Here is an 18,756-nt window from a genome sequence, read left to right on the forward strand (position 1 = left end):
TGCAAGCTGTTGCGGTACTTGACGTGGCCTTCTTTTTCTGCTTTGAATGGAGTCAAATTTCCCATGCATTCTGCAGCGGATGAGGAGAGTTCCAATGGCTGGTGAAGTAATTGTTATTGCTCTCGGCGGAAACGCCATCAAACAAGCCCATGAGACGGGCACGACGGAAGAACAGTTTCACAATGTGGATAAGACTGCCGAACAGATAGCCAAAATTGTGGAGTCGGGATATAAACCGGTTATTACCCATGGAAACGGCCCCCAGGCAGGCGCACTTCTGATACAGCAGGAAGAGGCCAAGGCTAGTGTTCCTCCTCAGAGTCTTGCCGTTTGCGGTGCCATGACGCAGGGACAGATCGGATGGATGATGCAGAACAGAATAGCCTTCCACCTGCAAAAAGCAGACCTTACGGCTTCCGTCTGTTCTTTAGTGACGCAGGTTGAAGTAAGCGCGGATGATCCCGATTTTCAGAATCCTTCAAAGCCGGTAGGCCCTTTTTATAACGCAGATGAGGCGGTACGGCTGGAGCGCGAAAAAGGATACAGGATAAAAGAGGTTAAGCCCGGCGTTCACAAGGGATGGCGTAGGGTAGTGCCCTCTCCCGAGCCCATATCAATCCTTGAAAGGGGAATTATCCAGGATCTCGTACGAAATGGTGCACTTGTGATAGCTTCCGGCGGTGGTGGAATTCCCGTTAAAAAAGAGAATGATGGTAGCTATTCCGGGGTGGATGCTGTTATCGATAAAGATCGTGCCGGTTTTTGCCTCGCCCAGGTAGTATCCGCCGATATTCTCATGATTCTTACCGATGTGGAGAAGGTCTGCATCAATTTCAATAAACCGAACCAGCAGGAGCTTGGTAAAATTACGGTGACCGAGGCAAAGGCTTACATGGCAGAGGGACATTTCCTTGCGGGAAGTATGGGACCAAAGGTTGAGGCGGCGGTCCGGTTCGCCTCATGGAGTGGAAAGGAAGCGATTATTACCAGTTTGGATAAGGCATTGGATGCCATTGAAGGGAAAACGGGGACGCACATACGGGCCTGAGGTTCCGTATGTTTTCCTTTGAGTGACATGGTAGGGGTAGGGACGCCGGATGATCGGCGTCCCTTTTTTATGGGAAGCTGAGGGGAAAGAAATTGCGCGGCCCACTGGAAAATGCTACACTGGGGCCACCGAAAACTGGAAGTGAAAGAGGTATAGGTCCGATGAATACAATTGCACATGAACTGAACGATCGTTTGGAAGGAAGTACTGCGTATCGGCTCTTGTCCGATTTTGGAAAACGGTTTTACTTTCCAAAGGGGATCGTTGCTCAATCCGCAGAGGCAAAGCAGAAAGCCCACCGCTTTAATGCAACGGTAGGAATGGCCACAAAAGGGCCCGTACCGATGTACCTGAAGGGAATCAAGGATCTTGTTCCGGGAATCGAGGAACAGGAGATATTTCCCTATGCTCCGACCCCCGGTGTCCCCGAGCTTCGTAAGCTGTGGAGAAGCGAAATGGACCGGAAGAATCCCTCTCTCAAGGGAAAGAACACGAGTCTTCCCCTTGTTACCAGCGGCCTAACCCACGGAATTTCCGTTGTTTCTGACCTTTTTCTCGACGAAGGGGACAGCATCGTTGTGCCCGATATGTTCTGGGGCAATTATCGTCTGATATTCGAGGGCAGAAACAAGGCAAAGATCCTCTCATTTCCCTTTTTCAATGATGAAGGCGGGCTCCATGTTTCCGCCCTTAAAGATACCCTCGAATCGGTCGAGGGGGATACGGTGGCCCTCATCCTCAATTTTCCGAACAACCCCACCGGTTACAGTCCCACCGAACGTGAGGCCGACCAGATCGTGGCCGTTCTCAAGAGCCTTGCCGATGAGGGAAAGAAGGTCCTGTGCATTACCGATGATGCCTATTTCGGTCTTTTCTATGAAAAGGGAACCTGCACCGAGTCGCTTTTCGCACGACTTGCCGATCTTCACGAGAATATTTTTGCCGTGAAGGTGGACGGAGCAACCAAGGAGGAGTTCGCCTGGGGCTTTCGGATCGGTTTTATTACCTATGCCGGTCATGGAATGAGTGGCGATCAGTATGAGGCTTTGGAAAAGAAAACCATGGGAGCCATTCGATCATCCATCAGTAATTCGAGTAAGATCGCTCAGAGCCTCTTGCTTCGGGGCATGAAAGAGCCGGGCTATCTCGATCAAAAGCAGGAGGCTTTTTCCATCCTTGAGGCCAGATACCGCAAGGTTCGTGAGCTTGTCGGCCGTTTTCCCTCGGATGCGCCGCTTCAGCCCCTTCCCTTTAACAGTGGTTATTTCATGACGTTTGTCTATAAAGGCAACAGTGAAAAACTCCGGCTTCACCTTTTGGACAAGTACGGAGTCGGGACCATATCGATTCAGGAGAAGTATCTCAGGATCGCCTATTCCAGTGTGGAGATCGAGAACCTTGAAGAACTCTACCAGACGATACTGAAGGCGGCCGGTGAGGTGCTGTAGTACGCCATGGATTTGAAACTCAAGATCTACTTTGTGGATGAAGAGGGTGAAAAGTTTATGGGCGCCGGGGTCCTCTGGCTTTTAGAGGGGATCCGGCGCCACGGTTCCATCCGGAAAGCGGCTAAAGAGATGAACCTTTCCTACGCCAAGGCCCATATGATGATGCGCAGGTTGGAGGAGTCCCTGGGCAGACAGGTCTTAAGCCGACGCAAGGGGGGCGAGGCCCGGGAGGGGGCGGTTCTTACCGAGTACGGCGAAGGGTTCGTTGAAACCTATCTCACCTTTGAAAATGAAATAAAGCATTTCTCAAAGGGAAGTTTCGCTAAATTTGTCGCCAGGATGGACGAACGCTTTCCCGAATAATACTTTTATTCTACGATCCGCTCTTTTTCACTCGGCAATAATCACTTCAATACCCAGATCCTGAAATTGCTCGATGTCGGCTTTTGAGATTCCCTGGTCGGTAATCAGATAGTCGATACAGTCCAGCCCTCCCAAAAGGGCAAAGGCGGTCTTTCCTATTTTTGTTGAATCGGCGAGGAGGTAGACGGTTTCTGCAGCGTCTATCATGGCTCGTTTTACAGGGAGATCGCTGAATCCTGGATACATTAGACCTGCTTTCAAGGATATTCCCGCTGTTGCAAGAAACAGCTTGTCGACGAAGGTGTTTGCAATAAACTCCGCCGCCTTTTCTCCGGTGAGGGAAAGGGTCGGTGCCTTGAATTCTCCTCCTGTAAGATGCACTTCATGGCTCGGTTCGGCACCAAGCAGGAGGGTGATATTCAAGCTGTTGGTAATGACCTTCAGATTCTTCCTGGCCACGATATTTTTTGCCGCCTCGGTTACCGTGGAGCCCGAGTCAAGGATGATGGCGTCTCCGTCGTGAATGAATTCGGCGGCCTTTTTCCCGATCGATATTTTCTTGTCGAGATTTTCCATATGGTGGAGTGATAGCTCTTTTACGCCCTTTGAAAAGTCCTTTAAAAAAGCACCACCATGATCCCTTATGATCTCTCCGTCGCTCTCCAGTTTCATAAGGTCCTGGCGAATAGTCGGTTCCGTGACCCCAAAGGTTTCGCTAAGGTAACTTACCCTTGCACTCCCGTTTTCTCGAATAAGCTCAATGATCTTCTGTCGGCGTTGTTCGGCGAGCATCTCGGCTATAATGTCCTTATTGTCTGTTTCCACAAAGCATAGGCCTCAAGGGATGAAGGGTTGGCTTTCGGCTTGTGGTCGACAGAATTGTAGGGTATTGCCGCGATTTCATCAATACTCGAAAAAATTCCTGCACCGAGAGCTGCAAGCACGCCTGCTCCAAGGGCGGATGCCTCTTTTACGTCGATGACTGTTACCGGCACTTGCAATAGTGAAGCTATCAGCGAGAGGGTGAAGTTGCTGACTGTCAGTCCTCCGTCTGCCTTGAGACTTCGAAGCGTTATGCCGCTGTCGGCTTCCATTGCCGTTATCACATCCTTAATCTGGAAGGCAATCGATTCGAGTCCCGCTCGAACCACATGGGCCTTGGTACTTGCGAAGGTAAGACCGGCAATCATCCCCTTCTGATCCATCTTCCAATAGGGGGCTCCCAAGCCTGAGAAGGCCGGGATGAGGCATACGCCGTCGCTGCTTGTTACACTTTCGGCCAAGATATCGGAATCGCGGCTCTCGTCGAAAAGTCCGAGTTGATCGCGCATCCACGTTATGGTCGATCCGCAGGAGACAATAATACCTTCAAGGGCGTAGTCGACCCTGTCACCTGTACTCCAGCATATGGTCGCAACCATGCCGTTTTTCGAAACCGGACGCTGTGAACCGGTATTCATGAGGATAGAGGATCCTGTCCCCAGGGTAACCTTGGCGTTGCCCGAAGAGAAACAGCGTTCACCGAAGGCTGCGGCGTGGGAATCGCCTATCATCGCGCTGATGGGAATGGGGGAGGAGAAAACCCCTTCGAAATCACTTGTACCGAATATCCGTGAAGAGGGGCCGAGTTCCGGAAGCCGTAAGCCCTCTGCGGAAAGAAGCGCAATCATCTCTTCGTCCCAGCTTAGAGCGTCGAGATTCATGAAGAGGGTTCTGGAGGCATTGGTAAAGTCGCTTGCATACACTCCTCCGGTAAGTCTGAAAAGTAACCAGCTATCCACCGTCCCGAAGAAGGCCTTGCCAGCGTGTACCTGTTCGGCAATATCTTTCTCCTGCTCCAGTATGGCCGTCAGTTTTGTTCCCGAAAAATAGGGATCGATGATAAGCCCTGTTCGCCGGGTAAGAATGTCACCGTATCCTTCCTCCTCAAGCCTGGAGCAGACGGCAACCGACCTTTTACACTGCCAGACCACGGCAGGGCGAAGGGGCTTTCCCTTACGATCCCAGAGAAGGAAGGTTTCTCTCTGGTTTGAGATACCGCAGCAGCGAATGGCCCTTCTATCTCCACCTTCCTCTTCGTATTGCCTCACTGCAGCTTCCACCGCCTGTATAACCGATCGATAGAGCTCCTCGGGATCTTGCTCAACAAATCCCGCCTGTGGATAACTCTGCCTGGTGGCCACGGTCGCCTTGGCCATCAGCTTCCCGCTTAGGCTGAATAGAATAGCTTTGGAGCCGCTGGTTCCCTGGTCGATGGAGAGAAGTGCAGCTTCCTTCATTAATCGTCCTTCCTTGTTTGCCGGAGAAATGTATGTGTTGCCGCCACTATTCCTTCGCTGTCGAGCTGATACGCTTTTTGAATAGCCGGAACGGGACTTGCGGGGGCAAACTGACCCTCGGGTATCGCAAGCCGCTTGAGTATGGCCGACAGCCCGTTTTCCGCAATCACTTCCGCCGCAAGGCTCCCTATTCCCCCATGGGCGGAGTGTTCTTCCACGGTAAGGACCCTGCCGCAGCTTGCTATCACCGCTGAAAGAGCCCCCCGGTCTATGGGGCGAATGGAGGATATTCCGACGACTGCCGCATTAATGCCCTCGGATGCGAGGCGTTCGGCCGCGGCAAGGCCTGCATGAGAGGCGGTACCGAGACAGATGATTGCAAGATCACAATCGTCCCCGCTTCCGCCTCTATGGAAGGTCAGGGCCCCGGGTTTGAAGTTTTCCGATGTGCCCGGCAGGTTTTCGCAGCTGAAGGAATCGAGACGAATGTAGGCTGGTCCCTCATGGGAAAGGAGGTAGTGAAAGAGGGCACGGACCTCTCTCGGATCCTGGGGGGTAAAGATCGTAATATTTCCAAAACCTCTCATGACCGATATGTCATCGATACAGTGGTGGGTCGGACCGAGGGGACCATAGGCAAAGCCGGGATTGAGCCCGACAAGCTTCACGTTGGTATTTGAGTAGCAGATATCGTTCTTGACCTGCTCGTTTGATCGGCCGATTAGAAAAGGGGCTGCATTCGCTGTTATCGGAATCATTCCTCCCAGGGCCATCCCCGCCGCCGCACCAATCAGATTTTGTTCCGCAATACCGACATTCACCACCTTCTCCGGAAATTTTTCCTGAAAGGGTTGTATTTTTGATGTTGAAGTCGAGTCGCTCACCATGACCACAAGGTTTTTGCCCTTTTCGGCCTCTTCTGTCATTACTTCGACCATTGTTTCTCGTAATCCCGCTTTCATTTTATTCCAACTCCTTGATTGCGGCAAACACTTCGTTACCCACTGGAATTCTGTGGTGCCAGGATGCCTTATCTTCAATAAACGATATCCCTTTGCCCTTTGTGGTTCGGGCGATAATGAGTTTCGGCCGATTATTTCCTGCCTCGAGGCTGGCAAAGCATTCCAGTAGTGACTGGGGATCATTTCCATCGGTCTGATGTACCTCGAAGCCGAAAGCCTTCCACTTATCGGCCAGGGGCTCAAGCCCCATGATTTTTTCGGTACGATCGGCAAGCTGCAGGGTGTTTCGGTCGATGATTGCCGTGAGATTGTCCAGCTTGTAATGACTTGCCGCCATGGCAGCCTCCCAGTTCGAGCCTTCGCCCAGTTCCCCATCTCCGAGCAATACATAGCTTTTCCAACTCTTGTTTTGCTTTTTGGCTGCGAGAGCAAGCCCCACGCCTACCGGGAGACCGTGGCCGAGGGCTCCTGTATTCAACTCCACTCCGGTTGTTTTTTGCCTGACGGGATGTCCCGGTAATTTCGAATCCGCCTGCAAATAGGTTTGCAGCAGTTCTTCTTCGATGAATCCGGCTTCGGCAAGGGTGCAATAATAGCCTCCGGCTCCATGTCCCTTACTGAGGATAAAACGATCCCTATCCGGGTCATCAGGCCTTTCGTTGTCGACATTCAGGATATGAAAGTAGAGGGTCGCCAGGATGTCGACCTCGGAAAGATCCGTACCTGTATGGCCTGCCCCCGCATGAGCATTCATTTCTATGATTTTTTTTCTGATACTACGTGCTTTTATGGCTATTTCGGAGTGAGACAGCCGGTATTTGTTTTTCATATAGCCTCCATATAGGTGAAAGATAGCATAGTATACGAAAGTAGTCAAAGAAAAAAAATATATAAAACAAAGTAAAACAAAATAAAAACAAGTAATTAAAGAAAAAAACAGAAAATTAATGTTTGACAGCTGAGTTATGTCGTGTTAAAACGTAAGTGTTATCCAAAACCAGATTATCAGGAGGATGAAAAGGTGAAAAAGACGGCGATAATTTTTCTTTTGCTAACGTTTATGACCGTTGGATTGTGGGCATCCGGAGATCAGGAGGCGAAATCGGAAAAAAAGGGTAATACCATCTTTATTATTACACCTTCCCACGACAACCCCTTTTTCAAAACCGAAGCTGTGGCCGCCGATGACGAGGCAAAGAAAATGGGATACGCAACAACGGTGCTTTCCCATGATGACGATGCAAACCTGCAGGATCAGCAGTTCGATACCGCCATTGCCGCCGGTGCACTGGCTATCATCGTGGACAATGCAGGTGCGGATGCAACGATCGGTCCCGTGAGACGGGCAAAAGAGGCGGGGATCCCCAGCTTTCTTATCGACCGCGAGATCAATGAAACAGGCCTTGCCGTCAGTCAGATCGTATCGAACAACTACCAGGGAGCGGTTATCGGTGCCGAAAAATTCGTCGAACTGATGGGTGAGGAAGGAAAGTTTGTAGAGCTGGTCGGCAAAGAATCCGACACCAATGCGGGTATCCGGTCAAAGGGGTATCACGAGATTCTCGACCAATATCCGGCCCTTGAGATGGTTGCCAGGCAGAGTGCAAACTGGAGTCAAACCGAAGCCTATGAAAAGATGGAATCGATCCTGCAGGCCAACCCCGATATCAAAGGTGTTATCTGCGGTAATGATACCATGGCAATGGGAGCTATGGCCGCGTTAAAGGCTGCGGGTATGGGCGATGTTATCGTTGTCGGCTTCGACGGATCAAATGATGTACGTGATTCCATCCTTGCGGGCGACATCAAGGCTACCGTTCTCCAAACCTGTGCATATAATGCACGCCTTGCCGTTCAGCAGGCAGACAAATACATCGAGACAGGTTCGACAGGTGCCCCCGAAAAACAGCTTACCGACTGCGTACTCATCGACAGCAGCAATGCGAAAAAATTGGACAATTTCGTACTGGAGCAGTAGCATAATCGAAAAGTTCTAACCATCTTCCGGGTCGGGGAGGTCCCGACCCGGTTTGACATCACCAAGAGGAGCGCATTGTGCACATGAAGATAAGAGATTCAGCCCCGCCGGTCTTCGGTCTTATGCTCGTCGTTTTTTTGACGTTCGGCAGCGGCTGTACCATCGTACGACACGATGATGATCAGAAGGAAGAGGATGGCGAGATTTCTATCTATTTCGACACCGGGGAATTCGATGCAACAGTCTATGTCGATTCGATTTGGAATGAGCGTGTTTTGCCCCGAATCAGGGAGCAGGCCGTGGAAGCCGACACCCTCTTCGGCATGCTGAAGGAAGAACCTGATACGGCCATCGAGAAATACGGATATCGAATCGAGATTACCGCCCCCTTTAATTTTATGGTAAGCGGTACGGCAAAGGTTATATCGGTCAACACCGAGTCGGCTGCATCCACCATCTCTCTTGATCTCACCGGTCCCGATGGCAAGCCGGTCGAAATTCAGATAGGCCCTGTTATGAAGGGCACAGCCGTTCGGGACTCGATGGATTTTATTAATTTTGATGATTTTACCAATCAGCTGGAATTCGCCAATGTCTCCCGCGAGCTGAACAACAAGATAAAGGCCGTGGTGCTGAATGATCTTGATCGTGAAGCGCTTCAGGGAAAAATGGTCGATTTTCTCGGTGCCTTCCAGTGGGTGGAAGGCAAGAGCATCCTTATCACTCCCGTGGAACTAAAGCCGGAGGAATAGGAATGGCGAAACAGGAACGAGACGAGATTATCCTTCAGGCAAAGGGAATCTACAAGAAATACCCTGGAACGATTGCCCTGAGTAACGTTGATTTTAATGTATATCGGGGAAAGGTGAATGTCCTTGTGGGGGAAAACGGTGCGGGAAAATCAACCTTGATGAAGATTCTTGCGGGAGTTGAACAGCCAAGTTCCGGCGAGATTTTCCTAAAAAGTGAACAATGCCGTTTTTTCTCTCCGAACGATGCTGCGGACAGGGGAATTTCCATTATATATCAGGAGATGAATCTCTTTCCCAATCTCAATGTCAGCGACAATATTTTCATTGCAAGGGAAAAGATTAAAAAGGGCGGACGGGTGGATTACGACTCTCAGGAGGAGTTTACCGCTTCACTCATGAAAAAGCTGAAGCAGGATATCGGTCCCCGGGTCTTGGTGAGTTCTCTGAGGATCGGCCAGCAGCAGATTGTGGAGATTGCCAAGGCCCTTGCCCAGAATGCAGAGATTCTTATCATGGATGAGCCGACCTCGGCCCTTTCCACAAGTGAGGTCGATATACTGTTCGAGATGATCGATGAACTGAAGGCCCACGGGGTTACCATCGTCTATATATCGCATAGGTTGGAAGAGCTCTTGCAGATTGGCGATTATATTACCGTTCTGCGGGATGGGCGCCTTGTTACGGAAACCACGATGGCCTCCATCGATCTTCAGTGGATTGTTAAGCAGATGGTGGGCGGAGAGGCGGATGAGATTTTTACCGGAGAGGCCCATGCCCTTGGTGATACGATTCTTGAGTGTAAACACATCTATCTCCCCCGAGAGGGAGAGGGGTACAGTGTCCGCGATGTTTCCTTTGAGCTCCATGCCGGTGAAATCCTCGGCATCTACGGCTTAGTGGGAGCGGGCCGGTCTGAACTGCTTGAGACGCTCATTGGAGAGCATCCGGAGGCTGCCGGTGAGGTATATCTCAAGGGAGAAAAAATCGTAAGCAGCACCATCACCGGAAGAATTCGGGATGGGTTTGCGCTTATCCCCGAGGACCGGCAGCGAGAAGGTCTGGTCCCCACCATGTCAGTGGCGGATAATATGACCCTGGCAAGTCTGTTTCGCCTTGCAATAAGGGGAATCCACCTTCGAAAGAGGGATGAACAGGAAGAGGTCGACCACCTTATTCATGAGATGTCCCTGAAGACCGCCGGTTCCGCGGTTCTGGTGAGCAGCCTTTCCGGCGGTAATCAGCAAAAGGTCGTGATAGGAAAGAGCCTTCTGACCCAGCCCCAGATTCTTTTAATGGACGAGCCTACACGGGGAATCGATGTAGCAGCCAAGGGTGAAGTTTTTTCCATCATGAACAGACTTGCCAAGCAGGGACTCGGCATCATCTTTGTCACCAGCGAAATCAGGGAGCTGCGTGCGATTTCCGATCGCATTCTCGTTATGTCGAAGGGAGCGGTGACTGGTGTCTTCCCCCGGGAGGAGGCCAGTGAAGAGGCCCTTGTCGAGGCTTCGGCCGTGGGGCACATCACCACCGCTGTCCGGGAAGGCCGGAACTAAACGAAGAGGAGTACCATGAAAAACAATAAACAGAATATCTCGATCGGTATGATTCTGATGCAGGCGCGCACCTTTATCGCTTTGTTCATTCTTACCGTTGCCTTTACGTTGCTGTTGTCGAATCGGGGGATTAATTTCCTTTCGCCGATAAACCTCCTTACCGTCACGAAGCATGTGGCGATTACGGCAATCCTTGCCATCGGCATGACTTTTGTCATCATCACCGGAGGGATCGACCTCTCCGTCGGTTCCATTGTCGGCCTTTGCGGCATGATTGCGGGAGGTTTGATCCATGAGGGCCTAAATCTTCCGATGTTTCACATGACGATCTACTATCATGTATGGGTTATTATCATTCTGACCCTGATCCTCGGTACCTTGATCGGACTTGTCAACGGTCTTGTAATAACCCGCTTCAATGTTGCCCCATTTATTGGAACCCTCGGTATGATGTACATTGCCAGGGGCTTTGCCAACATCCGCTCCGGCGGCGCCACCTTTCCCAACCTTCAGGGCCAGGCGCGGCTTGGAAACACCGGATTTCCTTTCCTCGGTGCAGGAAAGATCATCGGCATTCCCGTTTCAATCTGGATTCTGATCATCGTCCTTGCCATTGGTATCTATGTGGCCAAAAAGACACCTCTGGGCAGACACATCTACGCCATCGGGGGCAACGCCAGGGCCGCAAGGTTGTCCGGGGTAAAGGTGAAGCGAATAACCACGATTGTCTACGCCTTTTCCGGCTTCTGTTCGGCCATCGTGGGACTTATCATCGCATCGCAGCTTGTCGCCGCCCATCCTGCAACCGGTGAAACCTATGAGATGTCTGCAATCGCGGCGGCTGTTCTCGGCGGTACCAGCCTCTCGGGAGGTATCGGGACCATCGGTGGTACCATCATCGGTGCCTTTGTCATGGGGGTCCTGGGCGACGGTTTGGTGATGATGGGCGTCTCTGAGTTTTGGCAGAATGTTATCAAGGGAGTCGTTATTGTTGCAGCTGTTATCTTCGATCAGATGCAGCAGCAGATGAAGGCACGTTCGTCGGTTTCTCTGACCGGCGGCGAAACAAAGAAAGGTGAGGAGGCTGAGATCGCATGAAAATAATGGAAAAGAAGCTTACATTCGGAATCATTCCCGCTACACGGAATATCTTCAATGCCGAGCTTGCCCTGGCCGACCGCAGGGCGCTTCTAGAGATCCTTGATAGGACCGGCTACGGCTATGTGATTCCCGATGAGGGGCAGACCACCAGCGGCTGCATCGAGACTTACAGGGATGCAAAACTCTGCGCCGAACTCTTCGACGGACATCGGGGTGATATCGACGGAGTCATCGTCATACTACCCAATTTTGGTGATGAGTTAGGGGTTGTGAATACCCTGACCATGGCAGATCTTAAGGTTCCTGTGCTGGTTCAGGCCGCAAATGATGAAAACGATAAAGTCGGTATCCTTCAGCGCAGAGATTCCTTTTGCGGGAAGATATCGGTATGCAATAATCTCTACCAGTACGGTATCGATTTTACCGACACGACCCACCATACCTGTGATCTCCGAAGCGATGAATTCCTTGCCGACCTTCACCGCTTTGCCGCCGTTTGTCGTACGGTTCGTGGCCTGCGAAAAGCCCGTATCGGGGCCATCGGAGCACGACCTGCCGGGTTCCAAACGGTCCGTTTTTCGGAGAAGCTGCTGCAGGCATCCGGTATAACGGTGGTGCCGATAGATCTCTCCGAGATCCTTGCTTCAGCCCGTTTCCTTAAAACTTCCGATCCTGCGGTGAAATCGATGCGGGAGGCCATAGGGGCCTATGGTAAGATTCCAAAGAGTATTTCCGAGGAGCATATCCTGCTTCAGACCCGTTTCTCTGTTGCCGTGAATCGCTTCATGGAGGAAAACGAATTGGATGCCAGTGCCATACAGTGCTGGGACTCCCTGGAGTACAATTACGGCTGTGCCTCCTGCCTGACCATGAGTATGATGGGAGAGAAGCAAAAGCCCTCTGCCTGTGAGATGGATGTTGCCGGTGCTGTCTCTATGTATACCCTTTTGCTTGCATCCGGGAATCCTCCGGGATTCCTCGACTGGAATAACAATTTCGATTACGACGCCGATACCTGTGTCTGTACCCACTGTTCAAACTATCCGAAGAGTTTCATGGGAAGCGAGCTGGAGATCTCCAACCTCGACATTCTCGGTAATACCATTGGACCCGACCGCTGTTTTGGTGCAATCAAGGGAAAGGTTGCCCCAGGAGATTTTACCTTCTTTCGAATTTCCACCGATGATCGCAGAGGTGTGATAAAATCCTATCTGGGTGAGGGAGCCTTTACCGACGATCCCTACGGCATGGACGGGGGCATTGCAGTCTGTAAGGTCAAAAATTTGAACAACCTGCTTCGCCACATCACACGGAATGGCTTTGAGCATCATATTGCCATGAGCCGGGGGCTTGTCGCCGATATCATTGAGGAAGCGACGGGGCGTTATCTCGGCTGGGAGCTGTATCGTCACGAATAGGGTAGGAAGCACGAGGAGGTTAGTATGCTGAAGGGTATTCCCAAGATCATCCCCCCTGATCTTTTGAAAATTTTGATGGAGATGGGACATGGGGATGATCTTGTCATCGGAGACGGGAACTTTCCCCATGCCTCATGCGCAAAGCGGCTTGTACGCTGCGACGGGCACAATGTGCCCGAGGTGCTTGATGCGATTCTCCGGCTTTTCCCTCTTGATACCTTTGTAGAAAAACCGGCGGGGCTCCTCGAGGTGGTTGCCGGCGATTCGACAAAGCCGAAACGGTGGGATGAGTTTCGGACTATCGTAAAACGCCACCATACAGACTTTACCGATTTTGAGTATATTGAGCGCTTTGCCTTCTACGAACGGGCCAAATCCGCATACGCAGTGGTTTCCACCGGTGATCAGGCGCTGTACGCATGCATCATACTCAAGAAAGGGGTCCTTCCCGGAGAATAAAAGGGCGGGGTCTTCTTTTTATAGAAAGGAGACCCCGATTTTTGCGTATTCTTCGATCATTGAATCCGGCCAGATACTTGCCTGAACCTCTCCGATGTGCATCTTATGAAGCAGTAACATACAAAGCCTGCTCTGGCCTATTCCTCCCCCGATGGAGAGGGGCATGGAGCCGTCGATAACACCCCGGTGGAAGCTCCAGGAGAGCCGCTCTTCCTGGCCCATCTCCCTGAGCTGAGCCTTTAGCGATTCCGGGGAGACACGAATCCCCATGGATGAGAGTTCCATGGCCCGTCCCCTGGTGTGATCAAAGACAATGATGTCGCCGTTTAGCCCCTGATAGCCGTCGCTGTTTTCGGTGATCCAGTCGTCGTAGTCGGCGGCCCTCAGATCGTGGGGCTTACCCGATGCAAGTTTTGCACCGATACCGATGAGAAAGAAAGCTCCATACTCCTTTGCAGCCAGCTCCTCACGTTCTTTTGGGGTATGTTCCGGCCATCGTTTTTCCAATTCGGCGGAGTGGATGAAGGTAATCTGGTGAGGCATTCGAGGTTCGATAATGGGAAATGCTTCGTGGACAATCTGCTCTGTCTTTTTCATTGCAAGATAGATCGAACGTACCGTTTCCTTGAGGTAGTCAAGATTTCGATATTCGGGGGTGATGCGTTTTTCCCAGTCCCACTGGTCGACGTAGATACTGTGGATTTCGCTGACATCCTCATCCTTTCGTATCGCATCCATATCGGTGTACAGGCCCGTATCCGGAGCAAAGCCGTACCTGGAAAGGGCCATTCTTTTCCATTTTGCAAGGCTATGTACGATTTCGATGTTAGCCGGGCGGTGTTTGACGCGAAAACTGACCGGTTCCTGGGTTCCTGCAAGATCGTCTTGAAGACCGTCTCCCACCTCGAGGAATTTGGGGGCGCTGACCCTCTGCAGATCGAGTCCTCTGGACAGCTCCTGCTCAAAGGTATCCTTGATCAGCTTAATACCGCGTTCGGTGGCCATTAATCCCAACTGTTGTTTATATCCGTCGATCATAATAGGGATATTGTAGCGAAGCTCTCGCTTCTCGCCAACTACGACAGGCTTAAACAGCAAGTTCCTATGCGCTTTTTTTGAACTGGCCAAAGGGTACCCTTTGTGGTATGTTGACTTAATTCCTAAGAAAAGGAGATGGCATGGCACTGATAAGCTGGAATGAAAGTTTAAGTGTGGGAGTAGACACCTTCGATGATCAGCATAAAGTCTTGATTGGTCATTTGAATGCCCTTCATGACGCGATGCGTAACGGAAAGAGCAATGAGATCATCACGAAGGTTCTTGATGGACTCGTAAAATATACTGTCTACCATTTTACCTCCGAAGAGAAGGCCTTTGAGCAATATGATTATCCTGACGCTGATAAGCATAAGGCCGAACATCAATTCTTCACACAAAAGGCAATCGATCTTCAAAAGCAATTTCAGGCAGGCAAGCTTTTTATTTCGGTGGATGTCCTGAATTTCCTCATGGATTGGGTGCAAAACCACATTCTGGGCAGCGATGCCGCCTACCGTAGTTTTTTTGCCGGGAAAACGGTGAAAGCGGAAGAATAAGGGGCTGCCCGTTTAAAAAAAGTTGCTTCCGTCAGGAAGTCATCATTATAATTGTAGTATTATTTGTTCTCTGATAAGGAGGCGTGCAATGTCGCTTACACTTACATGGCTTGGGCATGCAAGTTTTCTGGTCTTTGGCTCGAAAACCGTTTATATCGATCCGTGGAAGATTGAAGGAGAACCCCACGACGCCGACGTAATCCTCATAAGTCATTCCCATTACGATCATTTTTCAATCGACGACATCAAGGCCCTGCGAAGGGATAATACCGAGATCGTTGCGTCTGCCGATGTTGTCGAGGAACTTGGGTATGGAATGGCCGTCAAGCCGGGAGATTCGGTCACGGTTTCCGGTTCCATAGCTATTACGGCCGTTCCTGCCTACAATCTCGAAAAAGAGTTTCATCCGCGTGAGAAGCAGTGGCTTGGTTTTATTCTTTCCATGGAAGGCAAAAAGGTCTATTACGCGGGTGATACCGACCTCATAGAGGAGATGGGAGGACTCGACGGTATCGATTTGGCCCTTTTGCCGGTAGGTGGTACCTTTACCATGGATGCGGAGGAGGCCGCCAAGGCCGCGAAAGCGATAGCACCCTCCATGGTAGTCCCTTATCATTGGGGAGACATTGTCGGTACGCGAAAAGATGCCCAGCGTTTTCTTAAGTCGATTTCCTGTAAGGGTACACTGTTAAAAAACGAGGAGAGTATTACGCTTTAAATAGAAACCTGAATACCAGTCCGGCAAGAGAGAGCCATATCACGATAAAAAGGACGGCGAAAAACCATCTCTTTTTAAGCTGAGGCGGCTCTCTTTCCGCCCGTTCCCTTGCAGCTTTCATGACATCGTTTGGAATGGTTTTGATGGTAAGTGCTATGAGGGCCGGAAGGATGAAAAGATCATCCACATAACCAAGGACGGGGATGAAATCGGGAACCAAGTCAATGGGGCTAAGGGCGTAGGCAAGGGTAAGAAACATCAGCAGCTTCGGCAAAAGTGAGAGCCCCGGTTCTTGTACGAGATAGGCAATGGCGCCTATCTCTTTTTTTAGCCGAAGGGCTCGTTGTTTCAGCTTCGCCGAAGCTTTCATGTACTTCCTGTCAGGGGGCAACCCGTTTCCTGTCCCGGGGAAAGAGCGATGCCTCTTTGATGCTGGAGAGCCCAAGGACCTTCTGGGTGAAACGCTCAAGGCCGATGGCAAATCCTCCGTGGGGGGGCGCACCGTACTTGAACACCTCGAGGTAGCCTGCAAGACCTGCCGGATCAAGACCGAAACGTTTGATGTTTTCCACCAGCATATCGTATTCGTTGATCCTTCGGCTCCCCGACGTTATCTCGAGTCCCCGGAAAAGAAGGTCGAAGCTCATGGTTTTCATGCCGTCGGGGTAGGTGTAGAAGGGGCGTTTTTTTCTGGGAAAGGCGTTTACGAAAACCAGCTCGACGCCATGTTTTTCAAGGGCCCATTCGCACAATTCCCGTTCACCTTCGGGATTGAGTTCGAAAACCCGCTTGCCGAGTCGTTCGGAGAGGATTGCCTTTGCCTCGTCGTGGCTGATCCTGGGGATATGGTCCAGGGCCTCCTGACTTGGTACGCTGGCACCCCACTGTTCCAGAATCGATCCGTCGTATTCGGCAATACGGCCGAAGATATGCTTGAGGATCCCCGTTTCCAGATCCATAAGGTCCTGATCACTCTCGATGAATCCCATTTCCACATCGAGGCTGACGTACTCGTTTAGGTGTCGCGGCGTGTCGTGTTTTTCGGCCCGGTAGGCTGCGCCGATTTCAAAGACCCGTTCCATACCGGAGGCGACCATGGTCTGCTTGTAGAGCTGTGGACTCTGGGCAAGATATACCTTGCGGTCGAAGTACTCAACCTCGAAAAGCCCTGTTCCTCCCTCTGAACCACTGCCGATCAGCTTGGAACTTTTAATTTCGGTAAAATCCTGACTGCGAAGATATTCGGCGAAATAGGCGAGGATATTGGACTGAAGGTGAAAGATTGAGCGGATCTTGGGGTTCCGAAGGCTGATGACCCGGTTGTCGAGGATCGCCTCGATGCCCAGCTTGTCGGGGTCGCCGTTTACCTGGATCGGAAGATCGGCTGCCGCACGGGAGAGGACCTTCATGGTCGAGACCTGTATTTCATAGCCGTCGGGAGCTTTCTTGTTTTCCTGCACCGTTCCTTCGACGGACACTACAGATTCCAGGGTTACGTCGGGAGCTGATTCAAAAACCAATTGAACCATACCGCTTCGGTCCCTGAGCATGATGAAACAGACCCCGCCGAGGTCGCGAATACGGTGAATCCAGCCCTTTACCTCAACTTCCTGTCCATTACTGCCCGCTATATCTTTGCATAAAACTCTCATACTATTTCTCCCTTCACATATGAAGTAATTAAGGCCTTTGCGGTTTCAGGGTCCGCCCTTCCGCCGGTTTCTTTCATGACCTGGCCCATGAAAAAGCCGAGGACCTTTGTCTCTCCTTGTTTGAGCTGCTCCGCTGCCGAGGGATTCGCGTCCACGGCCCTCTTTACGACAGGAAGGATTTTCGATGTGTCGTCGAGGGCCTTCCATCCCCGTTCGGCGATCAGCCCTTCCGGATCATGCTCTTCCTCGAAAAGCAGCGCAACCATCTTTTTGGCGATGGGACCGTGTATCTCTCCATTGTCAAGAAGCCTGAGCACGGTCGCCAGTTTTTCAGGTGAAAGCCTGCTTTCCTCAAGGGGGGTTCCGCTTTTGTTGACGAGGGCCGCAAGATCGCCGGACATCCAAAAGTAAAGATGCTGGGCCTCGGTCCCGGCCGCAACTGCCGTCTCAAAGTAGTCTGCTCTTGCCTTCTCTTCACAAAGGTAGGAGGCTTGCTCGTCTGTCAGGGAAAAAGCTGCCTCCATGCGCTTCTGACGATCAAGGGGAAGTTCCGGCAGGCTTTCCACAACTCTGCGGAAAAAATCTTCGCCGGGACGATAGGGAGGCAGATCGGGCTCCGGGAAATAACGGTAGTCCTTGGACTCTTCCTTGCGCCGCATCACCACGGTAATGTCCTTGTTTTCGTTCCAGAGCCGTGTCTCCTGGTCTACGCTTCCTCCGGCTTCGACAATACCGATTTGCCGTTCCTTCTCATATTCGAGGGCGAGGCGAACGAAGCGGCTGGAGTTGATGTTTTTGAGTTCCACCTTGGTTCCCAGGCCTGCTCCGTGGGTGTTTATCGATATATTTGCGTCGCATCTGAGGTTTCCCTCTTCCATGTTTCCGCGGGAAACCCCGATGGTCCGTACCAGTGTGCGAAAATAGCGGAGAAAGGCCTCGGTTTCCTCTCCGCTACGAAGATCGGGTTCGGTGACGATCTCAAGCAGCGGTGTTCCCGCCCTGTTGTAGTCCAAAAGGGACATATCACCGGCATGGATCATCTTCCCCGCATCCTCCTCAAGGTGGACATCGTGGATGCGGACCCTGTGTTCTTCTCCCTGGAAGGGGAAGATTACCTCGCCGTTGATGCCGACCGGATCGGCAAACTGGCTGATCTGATAATTTTTCGGCATATCGGGATAGAAGTAGTTTTTCCGTTCAAAGATTGCTGCTTCCGCACGCTTGCATTTGAGGGCACCGACCACCTGGTAGGCCATAAACAGTGCATCGGTATTAAGGATCGGCAGGGTTCCGGGATAACCAAGACAGACGGGACAGACGTTGGTGTTTGGTTCGTCCCCGTAGTTATTGGAGCAGCCGCAAAATACCTTTGTTTTCGTCAGCAACTGGATATGAATTTCAAGTCCGATAAAGGTGTCGTACATGGC

19 protein-coding genes are annotated in these 18,756 nt (G+C 51.3%); 11 read left to right on the forward strand and 8 right to left on the reverse strand.

Going from position 1 to position 18,756, the window contains the following annotated elements; genetic code table 11:
- Positions 1 to 94 precede the first annotated feature (94 nt).
- The 3 genes from arcC (at position 95) to SPIRS_RS05165 (ending at position 2,859) form a co-directional block, all read left to right on the forward strand.
- Complete coding sequence (gene arcC / locus SPIRS_RS05155; RefSeq protein WP_013253619.1) at positions 95 to 1,048, forward strand: carbamate kinase; 954 nt, start codon at positions 95 to 97, stop codon at positions 1,046 to 1,048.
- Positions 1,049 to 1,209: 161 nt separating this feature from the next.
- Positions 1,210 to 2,496 carry an aminotransferase class I/II-fold pyridoxal phosphate-dependent enzyme gene (locus SPIRS_RS05160; protein ID WP_013253620.1) on the forward strand — a complete coding sequence of 429 codons (1,287 nt, stop codon included), beginning with the start codon at positions 1,210 to 1,212 and terminating at the stop codon, positions 2,494 to 2,496.
- A gap of 6 nt (positions 2,497 to 2,502) precedes the next feature.
- Positions 2,503 to 2,859: a winged helix-turn-helix domain-containing protein gene (locus SPIRS_RS05165; RefSeq protein WP_013253621.1), complete on the forward strand. Its 357-nt coding sequence runs from the start codon at positions 2,503 to 2,505 to the stop codon at positions 2,857 to 2,859.
- A 27-nt stretch (positions 2,860 to 2,886) separates the two neighbouring features.
- Here the strand turns inward: SPIRS_RS05165 and SPIRS_RS05170 are convergent, their stop codons facing one another.
- Genes SPIRS_RS05170 through SPIRS_RS05185 form a run of 4 tightly spaced genes read right to left on the reverse strand, consistent with a single transcriptional unit; the run spans position 2,887 to position 6,929 of the window.
- Entirely contained in the window at positions 2,887 to 3,684 is a 798-nt protein-coding gene (locus SPIRS_RS05170) for a DeoR/GlpR family DNA-binding transcription regulator (RefSeq protein WP_245537703.1), read from the reverse strand.
- Complete coding sequence (locus SPIRS_RS05175) at positions 3,657 to 5,138, reverse strand: FGGY family carbohydrate kinase (RefSeq protein ID WP_013253623.1); 1,482 nt, start codon at positions 5,136 to 5,138, stop codon at positions 3,657 to 3,659. The genes SPIRS_RS05170 and SPIRS_RS05175 overlap by 28 nt, the downstream gene beginning before the upstream one ends.
- Positions 5,138 to 6,100, reverse strand: a complete 963-nt coding sequence (locus SPIRS_RS05180; RefSeq protein ID WP_013253624.1) for a transketolase family protein — start codon at positions 6,098 to 6,100, stop codon at positions 5,138 to 5,140. The genes SPIRS_RS05175 and SPIRS_RS05180 overlap by 1 nt, the downstream gene beginning before the upstream one ends.
- A gap of 1 nt (position 6,101) precedes the next feature.
- Positions 6,102 to 6,929 (reverse strand): transketolase, encoded by an 828-nt coding sequence (locus SPIRS_RS05185; RefSeq protein WP_013253625.1) that lies wholly within the window; start codon positions 6,927 to 6,929, stop codon positions 6,102 to 6,104.
- A 192-nt stretch (positions 6,930 to 7,121) separates the two neighbouring features.
- On the opposite strand from SPIRS_RS05185, the gene SPIRS_RS05190 reads away from it, so the two are divergent.
- The 6 genes from SPIRS_RS05190 to SPIRS_RS05215 all read left to right on the forward strand — a co-directional run bounded on the left by SPIRS_RS05190 (position 7,122) and on the right by SPIRS_RS05215 (position 13,364).
- Entirely contained in the window at positions 7,122 to 8,078 is a 957-nt protein-coding gene (locus SPIRS_RS05190) for a D-ribose ABC transporter substrate-binding protein (protein WP_013253626.1), read from the forward strand.
- A gap of 83 nt (positions 8,079 to 8,161) precedes the next feature.
- Complete coding sequence (locus SPIRS_RS05195; RefSeq protein ID WP_041865989.1) at positions 8,162 to 8,830, forward strand: DUF2291 family protein; 669 nt, start codon at positions 8,162 to 8,164, stop codon at positions 8,828 to 8,830.
- 2 nt (positions 8,831 to 8,832) lie between these two features.
- Entirely contained in the window at positions 8,833 to 10,386 is a 1,554-nt protein-coding gene (locus tag SPIRS_RS05200) for a sugar ABC transporter ATP-binding protein (RefSeq protein WP_013253628.1), read from the forward strand.
- Between the two features lie 15 nt (positions 10,387 to 10,401).
- The gene (locus SPIRS_RS05205; protein ID WP_013253629.1) at positions 10,402 to 11,484 is read left to right on the forward strand and encodes an ABC transporter permease; all 1,083 of its coding nucleotides are present in this window, start codon (positions 10,402 to 10,404) and stop codon (positions 11,482 to 11,484) included.
- Positions 11,481 to 12,905: an L-fucose/L-arabinose isomerase family protein gene (locus SPIRS_RS05210; RefSeq protein WP_013253630.1), complete on the forward strand. Its 1,425-nt coding sequence runs from the start codon at positions 11,481 to 11,483 to the stop codon at positions 12,903 to 12,905. Before SPIRS_RS05205 ends, SPIRS_RS05210 begins: the two co-directional genes overlap by 4 nt.
- Positions 12,906 to 12,929: 24 nt before the next feature.
- Positions 12,930 to 13,364 (forward strand): RbsD/FucU family protein, encoded by a 435-nt coding sequence (locus SPIRS_RS05215; RefSeq protein ID WP_013253631.1) that lies wholly within the window; start codon positions 12,930 to 12,932, stop codon positions 13,362 to 13,364.
- Positions 13,365 to 13,382: 18 nt separating this feature from the next.
- Here the strand turns inward: SPIRS_RS05215 and asnA are convergent, their stop codons facing one another.
- The gene (gene asnA / locus SPIRS_RS05220; RefSeq protein ID WP_281047055.1) at positions 13,383 to 14,492 is read right to left on the reverse strand and encodes an aspartate--ammonia ligase; all 1,110 of its coding nucleotides are present in this window, start codon (positions 14,490 to 14,492) and stop codon (positions 13,383 to 13,385) included.
- A gap of 50 nt (positions 14,493 to 14,542) precedes the next feature.
- Here asnA and SPIRS_RS05225 point away from each other — a divergent pair, with 50 nt between their 5' ends.
- Both SPIRS_RS05225 and SPIRS_RS05230 read left to right on the forward strand, forming a co-directional pair.
- Complete coding sequence (locus SPIRS_RS05225; RefSeq protein WP_013253633.1) at positions 14,543 to 14,959, forward strand: bacteriohemerythrin; 417 nt, start codon at positions 14,543 to 14,545, stop codon at positions 14,957 to 14,959.
- 88 nt (positions 14,960 to 15,047) lie between these two features.
- Positions 15,048 to 15,677 carry an MBL fold metallo-hydrolase gene (locus SPIRS_RS05230; protein WP_013253634.1) on the forward strand — a complete coding sequence of 210 codons (630 nt, stop codon included), beginning with the start codon at positions 15,048 to 15,050 and terminating at the stop codon, positions 15,675 to 15,677.
- Here SPIRS_RS05230 and SPIRS_RS22745 read toward each other — a convergent pair.
- The 3 genes from SPIRS_RS22745 to gatB are packed head-to-tail and all read right to left on the reverse strand — an operon-like array spanning position 15,667 to position 18,753.
- Positions 15,667 to 16,047, reverse strand: coding sequence for a YkvA family protein (locus tag SPIRS_RS22745; RefSeq protein WP_013253635.1), 381 nt, complete (start codon positions 16,045 to 16,047; stop codon positions 15,667 to 15,669). The two genes, SPIRS_RS05230 and SPIRS_RS22745, sit on opposite strands and share 11 nt — an antisense overlap.
- Positions 16,048 to 16,057: 10 nt before the next feature.
- On the reverse strand, positions 16,058 to 17,329 hold the full coding sequence (gene aspS, locus SPIRS_RS05240; RefSeq protein WP_013253636.1) for an aspartate--tRNA(Asn) ligase: 1,272 nt from the start codon (positions 17,327 to 17,329) through the stop codon (positions 16,058 to 16,060).
- A complete protein-coding gene (gene gatB, locus SPIRS_RS05245) occupies positions 17,326 to 18,753 on the reverse strand; it encodes an Asp-tRNA(Asn)/Glu-tRNA(Gln) amidotransferase subunit GatB (protein WP_013253637.1) in 1,428 nt (475 codons plus the stop codon). Before gatB ends, aspS begins: the two co-directional genes overlap by 4 nt.
- Between the last annotated feature and the right edge of the window lie 3 nt (positions 18,754 to 18,756).

The sequence above is a fragment of the Sediminispirochaeta smaragdinae DSM 11293 genome, assembly GCF_000143985.1.
GTDB lineage: Bacteria > Spirochaetota > Spirochaetia > DSM-16054 > Sediminispirochaetaceae > Sediminispirochaeta > Sediminispirochaeta smaragdinae.